The sequence below is a fragment of the Angustibacter sp. McL0619 genome, assembly GCF_049994355.1.
Lineage (GTDB): Bacteria > Actinomycetota > Actinomycetes > Actinomycetales > Angustibacteraceae > Angustibacter.
Map to the genome: position 1 here is coordinate 4241023 of NZ_CP188257.1, position 14397 is coordinate 4255419.

A 14397-nucleotide genomic window follows, 5' to 3' on the forward strand; every position below is an offset into this window, starting at 1 on the left:
TCCCACGCTAGTCCCAATGCAGGGACAGCGAGCACGCTTTGCCCGAATCCAGCGATCTGCACCGTTCGTTCTACCTCGGCCCGCGCATGCACCGGGCGAATGTCCGTGCCCAGTTGAGCGAGGCCGGTCGGCTGTGTGGGCAGCGGCGCGGCGTTGCTCAGGCAACCGGATACCTCGGTGTTGCTTCAGAGAGCGCGGCAGGGTCACGGCCAGCCCGCATCACGGTGAAGTCCGGCCGAACGAGGGCGGCCGCGGCCTTGCCGTCTTCGAGCCACTGGTACAGCGGCGAGCCGGCTTGTACCTCGAGCACCTCGGTCCCGCGGCCCGTTAGCCCAGCCCGCAGCTCGGGCGTGAGAGGTACGCCGGTCACGAACACGAACCCGCCGCGGGTCACCTCGTCGTACCGAGTGCCGTCCGCCAGCAGCGCGTTCGGACAAAGCCGCCCGTTGAGGGACTTGCGGAGTCCGCGGCCGTCGACCAGCGCGGACCGGCGCAGCGGTGGGGTCTCGCTGTCCAGAAGCCGGTCACGAAGGCCGGGAATCCTGTGCAGCCGTGGGGCGATGGCCCTGCGGAGGAGTTCACCAGCCTTGCCACCTTGGATCATGGAGATGCCGACGAGCTTGGCGAGCTGGATGAGCGCGCGAGCATGCGGTTTGCGTTCCACCTGATAGGTCTCGAGCACGGACTCGGGGAGGTCGCCAGTGACGACGCCCGCGATCTTCCAGCTGAGGTTCATCGCGTCGCGGAGACCGGTGCAGAGTCCTTGTCCGATGAAGGGCGGGGTCAGGTGGGCAGCATCGCCGAGGAGGAAGACGTTGCGATCTCGCCAGTGGTCGGCCAGCTGCGCGCGGAAGTGGTACTCCGCGACCCGCACCAGCTCCAGCTGGTCGCACGGGATGCCCTCGACCCATGGGCCGATGAGGGGCTGGATGGCCTCGATGGACTCGAAGTCAACGGCCGTCTCGTCCTCGAGGAGACGGAACTCCCAGCGGTAGCGGGTGTCCCCAATCCGCATGTAGGTCGCCGCGCGCCGGGGGTCGCAGACCTGGTGCACGCCCTCCCACTGGTCGAGCTCGACCGCGCTTGCCACGTCGATCACCAGCCAGCGCTGCTCGAAACCGAGGTCCTCCATGGTGGCACCGATCGCCCTTCGCACCACGCTGTTGGCCCCATCGCAGCCCAGGACGTAGGTGGCAAGCACGGATTCGTGCCCGCCAGTTAGGCGGTCGGTGAAGTCCACGCGGACGCGGCTCTGCCCGTCCTGGGTGACGTCGCTGACCTCGACGTTGCCGCGCAGGCTGACTGTGGTCTGGTCCTTGAGGTTGGTGCGCAGCAGGTGCTCGAGCTCGGGCTGGTCGAACATGTTGGCCCTCGGGTGTCCGTGGCGGCCGCAGGCGCCGTCCCGGTCGAACACGGCGAAGGTCCGGTGGTCGCGGTCGATCAGCTGAAGCCCGCGGGTAGGCCGAGAGAGGGCGGCGAACTGCTCCCCGACGCCGAGCCGCACCAGGATCCGGTAGATCTCGTCGTCCAGGTGCACGGCGCGCGGCTGGGGGTACACGCCGTCCCAGCGGTCCAGGACGAGGCAGTCGACGCCGTACTGCCCGAGGAGGGTGGCGGCGGCGATGCCCACCGGGCCGGCCCCCACGATGACGACGGAGACCGTACCGGTGGTCGCGCGCCCAGAAGTGTTCATCGGAGGTCGCTGAGCATCAGGATCAGGTAGGCGAGGCTAACGAGGCCGAGGACGACGGCCGGGGCAATCTGACGCGCGCCGTCGCCGTTGCGGAGGTGCGCGACGATCGCACCCCCGAGGAGCAGGAGGAGTCCCGCGGCGGCCAGGGACCCGATCACGGGGACGAACGCTCCGACGAGCAGCCCGAGGACGGCGAGGACCTCGAGGAAGCCGATCCGCCGGTATGCGGAGACGCTCAAGCCGACGTGTTCGGCCTTGGCGCGCATGGCGGGTACGGCGGCGAGCTTGGCAGAGCCGAGGGCCGCGAAGGCGACGATCAGGATACCGGCGAGGACAGGCGTCGTGTTCATGGTTGTTCCAATCTCCAGTTGAGTGCGTAGCGGTTGAGTACTTCCTTGACCGAGGTCTCGTCCGCGCCTGAGGTCAGGCCGACGACGACGGCGACCGTGCCGTCCTCGACAACGCCGCGGACGGCGGTGACCGTGGGGACGTCGTCGAGCGCTTCGGCGACGACCTGTCGAGCTGCCTGTGCCCGGAGGGCGGGTTTGAACGGCTTGCCCACGGAGGTGATCGGGAGGCTGTCCAGCACGGTGACGGCCTTGGGTGCCGCGGCCCGCTCGGACACGCGGTCGGCCGCCCAGGCACGCAGCTCCTCACCGGTGACCGTGGCGCCGGGCGTGAGGGTGACGAACGCGACGGGCAGTTCGCCGGCGTGCACGTCCGGACGGCCCACCGCCTGTGCGGCCGTGACCGCCGGATGTGCGAGCAGGGTGTTCTCGATGATCGCCGGGTCGATGTTGTGGCCGCCCCGGATGATCAGGTCCTTGGCTCGGCCCACGAGGTGGATGAAACCGTCGGCGTCGACCCGGGCGAGGTCGCCGGTGTCCAGCCATCCCTGGCGGAGCTTGCCCAGCCCGTCCAGCACTGGCCCGTCGGGACCTCGGTCGACGACGTAGCCGGGAAACACGGTCGGGCCGCCGATGGCCAGCACTCCGACCCTTCCGGTCGGCAGATCGACCCACTCACCGTCGGCATCGAGCTTGATGGCCTTCACCTGCTGGTACGGCAGACGCTGACCCGCCGAGCCGGGGACGGGACAGTCCACGAAGCCGCGGGCGCTTGCGCACGTCGCCTCCGTCAGGCCGTAGCCCTCCATGAGGGGCACCCCTGTGGCTGACTCGAAGATCTCGCGGACAGCCTGCGGCAGCGGGGACGCGCCGACGAGGGCGAAACGCAGGCTGCTGATGTCGGCGTCAACCGGTTGGCCGCCGAGCACCGCATAGATCGTCGGGACGCCGCTCATGGAGCTGACGCGATACCGCTCGACCACCTTCCAGAACGTGCCGAACAGCTGCGTGTCCCGGTACCCGAGGGGTCCGGCCCACACCACCTGCTGCCCCTTGAACAACGGCGCGAGCAGGGTGACGACGAGAGCGTTCACGTGGAAAAGCGGCAGCGCGGCGAACAGCACGGACTCGGAGTCCAGCAGCCCGATCGCGGCGATCATCCAGGCGTCGGTGACCTCGTTGGCGTGGGTGTGCGCTGCGAGCTTCGGCGTTCCGGTCGTACCACCGGTGTGGAAGAAGGCTGCGAGGTCAGTGGCCGAGGGAGGTTGCCCGACGAACCGGTCAGGGGGCAGCTCCGCCGCCAGTGCGGACAGGTAGCCGACCCGCACGCCGTCGATCGGGGGCAGTTCCGCCTCCGCCGCGCCGCTCCCCGTCGCGCGCAGCGCGAGCAGCGCGTGCACGCCGGCCTCGCGGGCGATGTCCAGCGCCTTGTCCCAGGCCTCAGGTGCCAGATCCGGGCCTGCAGCCACAAGGACGCGTGCGCCGGATCTGCGCAACAGCTCGGCGACGTGCTCCGCGGACAGGCCACTGTTGATCGGCGCGGCGATCCCGGCGAGCTGTGCCGCCAGGGTCGCGGTGATGAGCTCGTCACTGTTCGGCGCCAGGAGTGCGACCCCATCACTGCGGTGCACGCCGAGCAGGTGGAAGAGGTTGGCGTAGCGATGCACGTCGTTCAGAACCTGGGCGAAGGTGCGCTCGGTGGGCTGCTCCCACCGCTCAGCGTCCGGCAGCACGGACAAGGCGAGACGGTCAGGCCACAGCCTGGCGGCCCGCACCAGCAGCTCGTAGGTCGTGCTGGGCAGGCCACGGTCGGCCAGGGGGACGTCCTCGATGGCCGCGAGGTGGTGCGGGCCGTCGTACGTCGGCCAGAGAAGGTCGCTCATCAGGCGCTCCTGACGAGGTTGCGCTGGCGGCCGAGGTCGACGGCGCCGTCGTCGGTGCCGATCGCGAGCTCGACGACGTCGCCGTGCTTGAGGTACTTCGGGTTCTGGGCCTGGCGCTGGAAGAAGAGCTTCCACCGCAGTGCGGGTGGCAGCAGTGCGGCGATGATCTCGACCGGCTTCGGAGGGGCGCTCAGGGCGGTGCCCTTCGGGGTTCCGGTCAGGAGCAGGTCACCTGGGTCCAGGCGCTGGAACCGGCTCAACGCCTGCAGCGCCGACAATGGGGGGTAGATCATGTCGTCGTCGACCCTGGAGTCCTGGCGCAGCTCACCGTTGACCCACAGGCGAAGGCGCAGGTCGCCGAAACGCTTCAGCTCGTCCTGCTCCAAAAGGACAAGTGACGGTCCGACGGGGGTGAAGGTCGGATAGGACTTGGACTCGTAGAACTGGGTCTTCGGCAGTTGCACGTCGCGGGCCGACACGTCGTTGGTCACCACGAGGCCTGTGATGAACGACGTCCAGTTGTCCTTGGTGACCCGCGCGCCCACGGGCAGCTCTTGGCCGATCACCAGGCCGATCTCGACCTCGTAGTCCAGGCAGCGCACGTGATCTGGCCGAACGATGTCGTCGAACGGACCGCTGATCGATCCGGACGTCTTGCGGAAGAAGGTCAACGGGATGGTCTCAGGTTTGAGGCCTGCATCTCTGACGTGGCTGGAGTAGTTGGTCATCTGCGCCACAACGCGGCAGGGTGCAGTCACGGGCGAGATCAGGTCGAGCGTGGCCTCGTCGAAGGTCTTCTTGCTGCTCGCCGCCGAACGGATCCGCTCCGGTTCGGCGAGGAGGTCGCGCGTGGTGGTGGCGTCGGTGTCGATGCGGACGGCGCCGCCCGGCGTGCGGACCCACCAGGCGTCGTCGGTCCTGAGGACGGTGATGGTCATGAGCTGGCTACTTTCAGGAGGCCGCGAAGGCGGGATAGGTCGAACTCGTTGTGGTCGCGCAGTGCGCGAGCCGTCGACACGAGCTCGCGCAGTGCTTCGGGACCGGGGTTCAGGCCGAGGAAGTCCTTGGTGACCGGCGGCCCCCACTGCGCCAGGCCAGAAGCCGTCATCGGCGACCAGCCGGGCTCCAGCGCGCAGTCGAACAGGTCACCGTCGGCGAAGTGCTCGACCATGAGGCCGTCCGGGTCGCGCCAGTAGTCGAAGACCTGACTGCCCTCGATGTGCCGGCCGATCCCCCAGGAGCGGTGGAAGCCCTTCTCGCGGAGATACTCCCCACCCGCCGCCAAGGCGTCGAGATCGCCCACCTGGTACGCCGAGTGCACGTACCGGTTTCGCGGGCCGAGCGTCATCGCCAGCGTGTGATGGTCGGTTGGGGTGGCGCCACGGTCACAGCGGATGAAGCTCATCGTGGGCCCCCGTTCCCGTTGGCCCGCGTAGTACTTGAAGTCGCTGACGATGAGCCCGAGGTGCTCGAGGTACCAGTTCAGGGTCTGGAGGTACAACGTGGTCTGAACCACCACGTGCCCCAGCCGCTGGATCCGGGCGGGCTCACGGGGCGGGCGCTGCACAGCGTTCGTCCGGGCAGCGTTCTGACCGAAGTTGAACACCCCAGTCGGCTGGGGCGGCAGCGCTGCCAACTCGCGGGTGTCGGCGACAACCCGGACCTCGACCCCGCTCGGGTCGGTCAGGTCCACGGTGAGCCCGCCGATGCTCTCCGGCAGCTTCTGGACCAGCGCTCCGGTGGCGTTGGCCAGCCGCAGCACGTCACTGGAGTCCACCGCCCGGAAGGCGGCACCGACGTATCTCGACCGTGATCCTCGACGCACAATCACACAGGGCACGCCGACGTCGGTCCCACGCAACTGGAGCTCGTCCGCCGTCCGACTCACCGTGGTGAACCCGAACGCGTGCGCGAACTGCTCCGAGGCCGCCAGGTCGGGCTTGCAGAACTCGAGCCAGGCCAGATCGAGCACCTTGATGACGGGATTCTTCGCGCGTCCCGGGTGCTCGCCGCGCAGCGCGCCCTGCTCGCTGTGCAGGTCGTTGTGAGTCCCATGGTGGCTGGTCATCTGTCGCACCTCCTCATGTGTTGAGGAAATCGTCACTCATGAACCTCCCCTCAGTCAAGTGATAGTGAGGAAATCTTCATTTCTGACTCTCTGCGTTAGGATGTGGGCACGCAACCCGCCGATGGCGACGACGAGGACCGATCATGAGCAACGCACCAACGCAGCAGGCCAACCGACTGGACCGGCGCAAGGCCCGGACCCGGGCAGCTCTGATCCGGGCTGCGCAGACGCTGATCGCCGAAGGTAGGACGAACGTTCCGATCCTCGAGATCACCCAGGCGGCGGACGTCGGGATGGGCTCCTTCTACAACCACTTCGAGACGAAGGAACAGCTGTTCGAAGCTGCTGTCGAGGCCGTGATGGACGGTTACGGTCAGCTGCTCGACGACCTGACCAAGGACATCGAGGACCCCGCGGAGGTGTTCGCCTGCAGCTTCCGGCTCACCGGACGGCTCCAACGCAGGGAGCCGGAGCTCAGCCGGGTCTTCCTCAACAACGTTCTCCGGCTGCTCAGCGCCGACAGCGGTCTGGCGCCACGTGTCCGGCGCGACATCAAGGCCGCCATGGATGCCGGCCGCTTCGACGTCGAAGACCTCGACGTCGCAGTGACGATGAGCGCCGGAGCCCTGATCGCCCTTAGCCAGCTGCTGCTCGACCAGCCCGAACGCGATGTCGAGGAGACCACCGACCGGGTGACCGAGGAGCTTCTGCGCATGTTCGGCCTGCGGGCTGCGGCGGCTCGTCGCATCTGCAAACTGCCGCTCCCCGCGCTCGAGGCTGCCGCGCGTTAGGTGCTCTACTGACGAAATCGTCATTCATGGGGTATTCTTCAGTCTCTGCGCGGCCCCGTTCGGGAGCAATGACCCGGCGGTCGTCGCCGTTCATGACCATGGAGGTCCCTCGATGACGACCACTACCGCCGGCACCACCGACCACGCCGCTCCGCTCGATGCCCTCCTGGTCGACGCGGCGCTCGGCCCGCTACGCCGCTTCGTTCCCGACCTGTCCACGGCGAAGTGGGCGGTCTCTCTTGGGCGCAGGCCGAGGACCACCGCTCGGCGGGTGGGCAGGCTGGGCGTAGAAGCCGGGCGCATCCTGATCGGCGCCTCAACGTCGACGCCTCTACGCGGCGACCGACGGTTCACCGATGTCGCCTGGGCCGAGAACCCAGTGCTGCGGCGGCTGGTCCAGCTCTACCTGGCTACCAGCCAGACGGTCGAACAGCTGCTGATCGACACCGACCTCGGCCCACGCGACCGCAAGCGTGTGCAGTTCCTCGTCGAGAACGTCATCCAAGCCGGCGCCCCCAGCAACCTCCCGCTGGTCAACCCGGCCTCCGCCAAAGCGGCGATCGACACTGCGGGTTTGAGCCTCGTGCGCGGTGGCCGGCAGCTGGTGAAGGACCTGGCCTCGAGTCCCCGTGTCCCAGAGATGGTCGATGGCAGCGAGTTCGTCCTTGGCGAGAACGTCGCCGCCACTGCGGGCGCGGTCGTGTTCCGCAACGAGGTACTGGAGCTGATCCAGTACGCACCCCAGTCCGACGAGGTCTACGAGGTGCCGGTGCTGGTGGTCCCGCCCACGATCAACAAGTACTACGCCCTCGACCTGGCCCCTGGGCGCAGCCTCGTGGAGTTCGGCGTCCGGCAGGGCAGGCAGATGTTCGCCATCTCATGGCGCAACCCGGACTCGCGGCACGCCTCCTGGAACCTTGACACCTACGTCAGGGCCGTCCTCGACGCCCTCGACGCCGTTGAGGAGGTGACGGGCAGCACGCAGACGGTGCTCGGTGGAGCCTGCTCCGGCGGCATCCTCGCGAGCCTGGCAGCGGCCTACCTCGCCGGTACCGGTCGCCAGGACCGGCTGGCCGCGGTCTGCCTGGCCGTGACGGTCATCGACAACCACGATGCCGGGACCGTGTCGGCCCTCATCGACGAGGGGTTGGCGGCCCGGGCCAAGGCGATGTCGGCGCGACGCGGATACCTGGACGGCCGGACTCTGGCCGAGGTGTTCGCGTGGCTCCGGCCCGGCGACCTTGTGTGGACCTACTGGGTCAACAACTACCTGCTCGGCAAGCGACCCCCGGCCTTCGACATCCTGTTCTGGAACTCTGACACCACCCGGATGACCGCCGCCTTGCACGCCGACTTCGTCGACCTGGCGATGGAGAACTCGCTGGCCCGGCCCGGGACCCTGACCGTGCTCGGCGTGCCGATCGACCTCGTCAAGATCACGGTGGACTCCTACGTGGTGGCCGGCCTGACCGACCACATCACGCCGTGGGAGAACTGTTTCCGGAGCGCGCAGCTCCTCGGCGGCACCACTCAATTCGTGCTGTCCACCAGCGGTCACATCGCTGCCCTCGTGAACCCGCCGGGCAACCCCAAGTCGTCCTTCCGCACCAACGACGACCTGACCGTCGACGCTAAGAGCTGGCTCGACGGCGCTGAGGTCAACGATGGCACGTGGTGGACCGACCTCGGAACGTGGCTCGATGGACGTTGCGGGGCGCGGCGTCCGGCGCCCGAGACGCTCGGGTCGCCGCGCCTGAACGTGCTCGCCGAGGCGCCGGGCACCTACGTCTTCGACAAGTGACCGGGTTCGGCCGGGTCCGACTCCTCGGCCACGACGTGCGGGTGGCCGTCCGGCCGGGCACGACCCCCGGCCCACCGCTGGTGCTCTGCAACGGAATCGGGGCCAGCCTCGACCTGCTCGAGCCGTTCGTCAACGAGGTCGATCCGAGGATCGAGGTGGTCAGGTTCGACGTACCCGGCGTGGGAGGGTCCCCCGCTCCCAAGGTGCCCTACAACTTCGCGATGCTGGCGTGGCTCGTTGGGACGCTGGTCGACCGTCTCGGCTACCACCGCTTCGATACCCTCGGCATCTCTTGGGGCGGGGGGCTCGCCCAACAGCTGGCGTTCCAGTACCCGCGGCGCTGCCGACGACTGGTGCTCGTCAGCACCGGGACCGGCATGCTGATGGTGCCGGCCCGCCTGAGCGTGCTCAGCAAGATGGTCACCCCTAGGCGGTACCGGGACCCGACCTACGCCACGGCCATCGCACCGCAGATGTACGGCGGCCGAATGCGCCAACGGCCGGACGAGGTCAGGCGCGTGATGTACGAGCGGGAGCGCCTAGAGCCAAGAGCCGGGTACTTCCTGCAGCTCCTCGCCGGGGTCGGCTGGACGAGCCTGCCCGCGCTGCCGCTCATCCGGCAGTCCACCCTCATCCTCGCCGGAAGAGCCGACCCGATCATCCCGCTGGCGAACGCGCGCATCATGCACGCGCTGCTGCCCAACGCCTCCCTGCACGTCTTCGACGACGGCCACCTCGGGCTGCTCACCTCCGCCAACGAGCTCGGCCCGCTCGTCTCGCACTTCCTGACCGCGCCCAGCGGCGAGGACCCCCGTGGAGCGGCGATCGACTGGTCACTCGACCATCCTCCTCATAACTGAGGATTTCCTCATCTTCTCTTGACTTGAGGGTTGAACTGACGATATCGTCAGAAGTGCAGCAAGGCACCAAATGCCAAGCGAGCCCAACCCAACCCAAGAAGGTGGCAACTCATGACCAAGCACACAGATTTCTACTCGCGCCTGGATGATCTGCAGCAGCGGGTCGCGACGGCCAGGTCGGCGGTGCAGACTGCCGCCGCCGAGTCCGACGAGCAGCTCAAGGAGCGGATCGCTCGCGCTCAGGCCGATCTGAACCAGTCCGTCGAGAACGCACGGCAGGAGGTCTCGCACGGCGCCGACGGCGCTCGCCAGAAGTGGATGCAGATCAAGACTGACGCCGCGGCCACGATGAGCGACGTCAAGGCGAACGTCGACAAGCGCACTCGCCAGGTGGACGCCAAGGTCGCGGCGACCGACGCGGACTGGGCAGAGACTGACGCCGCCGAGGCGCTCGACTTCGCCGACTGGGCGGTCGAGAACGCACAGCTGACGATGCTCGACGCCATCCATGCCCGCGCCCACGCCGACAAGCTCGCCAAGGCCGCAGCCAGCTCGTAGTCCCGGTCGGACTGGCACGCGCCAGTTCTCGATCCAGCACTCACGCCACCGCAGGCAAGGAACCGTTGAAACCTTGCCTGCCGCGGCACAACCCAAGGAGATGTGCAATGAGTAGTGACGTGAAGACCCTGGACCCGCTGCGTGAAACGGTAAGGGTCGGCACTCGGGACGCGTCGGCCGCCTCGTGGTGGTTCGTGGCCCTTGGGGCGTTGTGGGTCTTGTTCGGCACGTTCGTGTTGTCGTACCGGGTAGTCAGCCTGGCTGCGGTGGCGACGTTCGTTGGTGCGGCGCTGCTCTTCGGCGGCATCACCCAGCTCGTGGTCGCCAGACGGGCGCCCACGCTGCGACGGCTGTCCATCGTGGGCGGGATCCTGGGGGTAGCCGCTGGCGTCGTCACTTTGGTCTGGCCGGGCATCACCCTCTTCGTCGTGTCGATCATGGTGGCTTGGTATCTGATCGCCCTGGGCACCATCCACATCGTCAACGCCTTGGCCGGCCCCAAGCTGTCGTGGTGGTGGACCAGCCTCCTGCTCGGCATCTCCGAACTGGTGCTCGGTGTGTGGGCCGCCCGCTCCTGGGAGCGCTCGCTGGTCACGCTGGTGACGCTGGTCGGGGTGTGGGCCATCTGTCGCGGGGTGAACGAGATCTTCGCTGGCTTCACCCTTCGCCAGGTCGGCAGGCAGGCCGATCGACTGGTCGGCTGACCACCGTTCCAGCGGCCGATACCGCCAGCGACTTCGCGCCGCCGGGGGTCGTCAAGCGACGAGCCCCGGCGCGCGGTGCGCACGAGCAAGGGAGCAGAGATGAGAGCCGCCCAGCCGCCACCGGTCAGCCCAGCACTGCTGAAGCATCTCCAAGTGCGCAGCGAGCGCCGGGAGAACCGGGTTGCTGATCAGATGACACGGTTCGCCGGCTCGATGAAGTTCGTGTACATCCACGCTGCCTGGTTCAGTCTGTGGATCATTCTTGGAGTCGAGGACTACCCGTACGGCCTGTTGACGATGATCGTGTCACTGGAGGCCATCTTCTTGTCGACGTTTGTGATGATCAGCCAGAACCGCGCCGACGAGAAGCGCCAAGTGATCGCGGACCAGCAGTGGCAGACGGTCCAAGAAGAGGAGCAACAGAACGAGAGGCTTCTCCGGTTGACCGACGAGATCCTCGATCTCACGAAGGAGATCCACGCTGCGAGCGACACCGCGACGCGGCGTTCGACCCGATCCTAGGGTCGACAACCGGGCGTGAGTCCTCGGCGCGAAGGCTGCGCACCACAGTGTCCCCGGCCTCCGGGTCCCGGCTGTGGGTCATGGATTTCCCGGGCACGAGCCGCCACGAAGAAACTGGCATCGAGGTCGTCCCTCGCAGCATGGATTGGAACCAGCGTCAGACCACCCGCAAGGTCGGGTGGCGGCTCAGGGGAAGCCGGTGTGGCCTGGGAACGGGACACACCCACTCAGTCGAGACAACCTCACGGCTCAACGACCACCGTCCTGACCTGGCGGCCGAGCTCGATTGTGCGAGTCACCGTGCAGAGGCGATCATGCGACCTGGCTACGGTCCGCGGCAGGATCTCGCGGGCCGCGTCACCGCGCCCGCCGACCGGGAATGTGACGTCGATGGTGAGGGTGATGTCGTCGAGGCTGTTGCCCGTGTCGTCGCGCACGTAGGTGGCATCGACGCGTGCCTGGAACGTCTCGGCCGGGCTGCGGCGGCCGGTCACGATGTCCACATCGATCGCGGAACAGCCCGCGATCGCGGCCATCAGCAACTCGACCGGGGAGAACCCGTCCGGATCGTTGCTCCCGAACCGAAGCTCGTTCCCGCGGGCGTTGGTGGCGACGTAGACGCCCTCCTCGACCCGGCCGAGTGTGACGAAACGATGCGTGTCTGCGGCCATTCGCCGATCGTCTCAGATCCGTACCCGCGGCAGGTAGCCGAGCCGTGCGGCCTGGGAGGCGACCGAGAAGGCGCCGGTGATGACGGCCTGAGACGCGATCACTGTGGCAGCTGTGGCGAGGACGATCATCGGGATCCGCGCCCAGTCCGGGGTGAGCAGGAAGAACGGTGCGGACAGGTTGGCGTGGTCTTCGAGGATCAGCGCGCCTTGGCCGAAGTAGCTCAGAGCACAGGCGGGAAAGACCAGGAAGATCCAGCCCGATCGAGATCGCCTTGTGCCCGAAGTGGCCCATGTCGGCGTAGAGGGCCTCGGCACCAGTGACCGAAAGCACGATGGCCGCCAACGAGAGAACGCCAGATGGAAGTGGCCGGCTAGGAATCCGACCGCGTAGGTCGGCGAGATCGCGCGCAGGATCTCCGGTTCGTTGCCGATGCCCCAAATGCCGCAGGACCCGATGGCCACGAACCAGGCGATCATCACCGGCCCGAACAACCGCCCGATCGCCTCGGTCTCGAACCTCTGCGCGGCGAAGAGCCCGACGATGATGACCGCGGTGATGGGCACGACCCAGTCCGCGAACGAGGGGTCGATGACCTCGAGCCCTTCGACGGCGGAGAGCACTGAGATCGCCGGGGTGATCATGCTGTCGCCCTCGCCGTCGTTGCTGATGCGCATGGCGAGCGAGACGTAGGTGACGGTGACGATCATCGTCACCGACCAGAAGACCAGCGGGACGACGCCGTAGACGTTGCCGGTGCTCACGGGGACCGGGTGCGGGTCATCGGGGTTGAACACCGTTTGGATGGTGTAGATCGGGCTCGTGCCGATGTCGCCGAAAACGACACCGAGTGCGCCGACCACAACCGCAAGTCGGAGCGGGCTAACCGAGCCAGTGGCGCGATCCGTCACGTAGGAACCCAAAGGGGTAGTGCGGCCATGGCTGCACGAACGGTTGAAGGTCCCAGCCCGGGCCTGGCCAGCTCGTCGCGGGGTCGGCGCGAGTGTTGGCCCGCGTCAGTGTTCACGACATGGCCGGGTAGGCAGCGGCGCTCTCCTCCTCGCAGGACTGACCGCGGAACGGCCGACGGTGCCAGGATGGGCGATGTCGTGAAGTCACTGGTTGCAGGCACGGACGGCAGGTTGCCGTTAATGCTGCTCGCGCTCACAGCTGTCACCGGCATCGTCGACGCGGTCAGCATCCTGGCCCTGGGCCGGGTGTTCGTAGCGAACATGACCGGCAACGTCGTCTTCATCGGCTTCGCCGTTGCCGGCGCTGCCGGGTTCTCGCTCGCGGCGTCCCTGTGCGGGCTGGGTGGCTTCCTCGTCGGTGCCGGCGCAGGCGGCCGGCTGATCGCGCGACTCGGTCCGGACCGCTCACGCCTCTTCGCCGTCGCCGTCACGATCGAGCTCCTGCTGTTCGCCATCGCCACCCTGGTCGTCCGCCTCTCGGCCTCGTCATCGGGAACTGGGCGACGCGATGTCGCGGTGGCGATGGGCACGCAGAACGCGGTGGCACGGCACCTCGCCGTCCCCGACCTGACCACCACCGTGCTGACGATGACCCTGACCGGACTCGCGTCCGACCTCCGACACGGCTCCCGTGAAGGGCTCGTCCGCCGACTCCTGGCAGTCCTGTCGATGTTCGCCGGCGCCGTCGTCGGAGCCACGCTTGTCCTCCAACAGAGCCCGACGACAGCACTCGTCACCGGCAGCGCCCTGCTCGCCATCGTCGTCGCGACCTCGTGGAACGCATCGAGGTCTGCGAACCGAGACGGGCGCTGAACCACGCCATCGGTGTGGCGAGCACCGGGTTGGTGCTCTGACCGTCCCCCCGCCAAAGGGCGGCTTCGCGCCGGTCAACCAGCGCCGGTCCCGGGTCTGGTCTTGACCACCGCAGCATGAATCTCGCGCGTCAAAACCTCGAGCGTCTTGGTGAGCTCGGTGTTGGCGTGCAACTCCTGCTCCTCGACAAGGAAGTCGTGGTCGGCCTTGTTCTGCTGGAAACTGGCCTGTCGGTTCTGCCCGATCATCACGAACGTCGACAGGAAGATCGCCTCGAGCGAGACAACCAGCGTCAAGGTTGGCCACGGGTTCTTCTCAAGCAGCAGCATCCAAGTCGCGAAGATCGCGATGTGGACGTAGACGAACAACATCGAGCCCGCGTAGCGGGTGATCAAGTCGGCGATGGACCCCTGCAGGCGCTCGGAGTGTTTCCGAAGGTCTTCGGCGACGGCGGGATGGTGGGAACCGGGCCCGGCCCGATGCGGGATTGACATGGAGCGAGAGTCGCAGCAACGAACGGTTGCGGCCAGCGTCGGTCTGACGCGCAACCGCGAGATCACCGCCTTCGCCGACACCGAGCGGGTGTACATCCGGCCGCCGTCGAGGTCTACCCCTGCGCCCGAACTGGCAGACCGCGGCCTGCGCGGGTCGCTACGGCCCGCCCCCGGTGTCGACAACATCTGGGACGGTCCGGCGGAACAATCAGTCCGATTCGTC

General features: G+C 67.7%; 14 protein-coding genes and 1 pseudogene. 7 read left to right on the plus strand and 8 right to left on the minus strand.

Translation table 11 applies throughout. The features are described from left to right. Nucleotides 1-157: 157 nt before the first annotated feature. The 5 genes from ACPPVT_RS19845 to ACPPVT_RS19865 are packed head-to-tail and all read right to left on the minus strand — an operon-like array spanning nucleotide 158 to nucleotide 5991. Entirely contained in the window at nucleotides 158-1693 is a 1536-nt protein-coding gene (locus tag ACPPVT_RS19845; protein WP_426563326.1) for a bifunctional 3-(3-hydroxy-phenyl)propionate/3-hydroxycinnamic acid hydroxylase, read from the minus strand. Further along, nucleotides 1690-2043, minus strand: a complete 354-nt coding sequence (locus tag ACPPVT_RS19850; RefSeq protein WP_426563328.1) for a DoxX family protein — start codon at nucleotides 2041-2043, stop codon at nucleotides 1690-1692. Before ACPPVT_RS19850 ends, ACPPVT_RS19845 begins: the two co-directional genes overlap by 4 nt. Further along, nucleotides 2040-3926, minus strand: a complete 1887-nt coding sequence (locus ACPPVT_RS19855; RefSeq protein WP_426567213.1) for an acyl-CoA synthetase — start codon at nucleotides 3924-3926, stop codon at nucleotides 2040-2042. Before ACPPVT_RS19855 ends, ACPPVT_RS19850 begins: the two co-directional genes overlap by 4 nt. Then, entirely contained in the window at nucleotides 3923-4861 is a 939-nt protein-coding gene (locus ACPPVT_RS19860; RefSeq protein ID WP_426563330.1) for a fumarylacetoacetate hydrolase family protein, read from the minus strand. Before ACPPVT_RS19860 ends, ACPPVT_RS19855 begins: the two co-directional genes overlap by 4 nt. Beyond that, nucleotides 4858-5991 carry a VOC family protein gene (locus tag ACPPVT_RS19865; RefSeq protein WP_426563332.1) on the minus strand — a complete coding sequence of 378 codons (1134 nt, stop codon included), beginning with the start codon at nucleotides 5989-5991 and terminating at the stop codon, nucleotides 4858-4860. Before ACPPVT_RS19865 ends, ACPPVT_RS19860 begins: the two co-directional genes overlap by 4 nt. 143 nt (nucleotides 5992-6134) lie before the next feature. Here ACPPVT_RS19865 and ACPPVT_RS19870 point away from each other — a divergent pair, with 143 nt between their 5' ends. The 6 genes from ACPPVT_RS19870 to ACPPVT_RS19895 all read left to right on the plus strand — a co-directional run bounded on the left by ACPPVT_RS19870 (nucleotide 6135) and on the right by ACPPVT_RS19895 (nucleotide 11227). After that, nucleotides 6135-6782, plus strand: a complete 648-nt coding sequence (locus ACPPVT_RS19870) for a TetR/AcrR family transcriptional regulator (RefSeq protein WP_426563334.1) — start codon at nucleotides 6135-6137, stop codon at nucleotides 6780-6782. A gap of 112 nt (nucleotides 6783-6894) precedes the next feature. Then, nucleotides 6895-8583: a PHA/PHB synthase family protein gene (locus ACPPVT_RS19875; RefSeq protein WP_426563336.1), complete on the plus strand. Its 1689-nt coding sequence runs from the start codon at nucleotides 6895-6897 to the stop codon at nucleotides 8581-8583. Next, the gene (phaZ, locus tag ACPPVT_RS19880) at nucleotides 8580-9443 is read left to right on the plus strand and encodes a poly(3-hydroxyalkanoate) depolymerase (protein ID WP_426563338.1); all 864 of its coding nucleotides are present in this window, start codon (nucleotides 8580-8582) and stop codon (nucleotides 9441-9443) included. The genes ACPPVT_RS19875 and phaZ overlap by 4 nt, the downstream gene beginning before the upstream one ends. Nucleotides 9444-9554: 111 nt before the next feature. After that, nucleotides 9555-10001, plus strand: a complete 447-nt coding sequence (locus ACPPVT_RS19885; protein WP_426563340.1) for a hypothetical protein — start codon at nucleotides 9555-9557, stop codon at nucleotides 9999-10001. A 107-nt stretch (nucleotides 10002-10108) separates the two neighbouring features. Beyond that, nucleotides 10109-10705, plus strand: a complete 597-nt coding sequence (locus ACPPVT_RS19890) for an HdeD family acid-resistance protein (protein WP_426563342.1) — start codon at nucleotides 10109-10111, stop codon at nucleotides 10703-10705. 99 nt (nucleotides 10706-10804) lie between these two features. Beyond that, entirely contained in the window at nucleotides 10805-11227 is a 423-nt protein-coding gene (locus ACPPVT_RS19895; protein ID WP_426563344.1) for a DUF1003 domain-containing protein, read from the plus strand. Between the two features lie 242 nt (nucleotides 11228-11469). Here ACPPVT_RS19895 and ACPPVT_RS19900 read toward each other — a convergent pair whose 3' ends face one another. Both ACPPVT_RS19900 and ACPPVT_RS19905 read right to left on the minus strand, forming a co-directional pair. Next, nucleotides 11470-11898, minus strand: coding sequence for an OsmC family protein (locus ACPPVT_RS19900; RefSeq protein ID WP_426563346.1), 429 nt, complete (start codon nucleotides 11896-11898; stop codon nucleotides 11470-11472). Nucleotides 11899-11913: 15 nt separating this feature from the next. Further along, nucleotides 11914-12807: pseudogene (locus ACPPVT_RS19905) on the minus strand (KUP/HAK/KT family potassium transporter); the annotation flags it as partial. 186 nt (nucleotides 12808-12993) lie between these two features. On the opposite strand from ACPPVT_RS19905, the gene ACPPVT_RS19910 reads away from it, so the two are divergent. Then, nucleotides 12994-13680 carry a YoaK family protein gene (locus ACPPVT_RS19910; RefSeq protein WP_426563348.1) on the plus strand — a complete coding sequence of 229 codons (687 nt, stop codon included), beginning with the start codon at nucleotides 12994-12996 and terminating at the stop codon, nucleotides 13678-13680. A 74-nt stretch (nucleotides 13681-13754) separates the two neighbouring features. Here ACPPVT_RS19910 and ACPPVT_RS19915 read toward each other — a convergent pair whose 3' ends face one another. Continuing rightward, nucleotides 13755-14270: a DUF1003 domain-containing protein gene (locus ACPPVT_RS19915; protein WP_426563350.1), complete on the minus strand. Its 516-nt coding sequence runs from the start codon at nucleotides 14268-14270 to the stop codon at nucleotides 13755-13757. Between the last annotated feature and the right edge of the window lie 127 nt (nucleotides 14271-14397).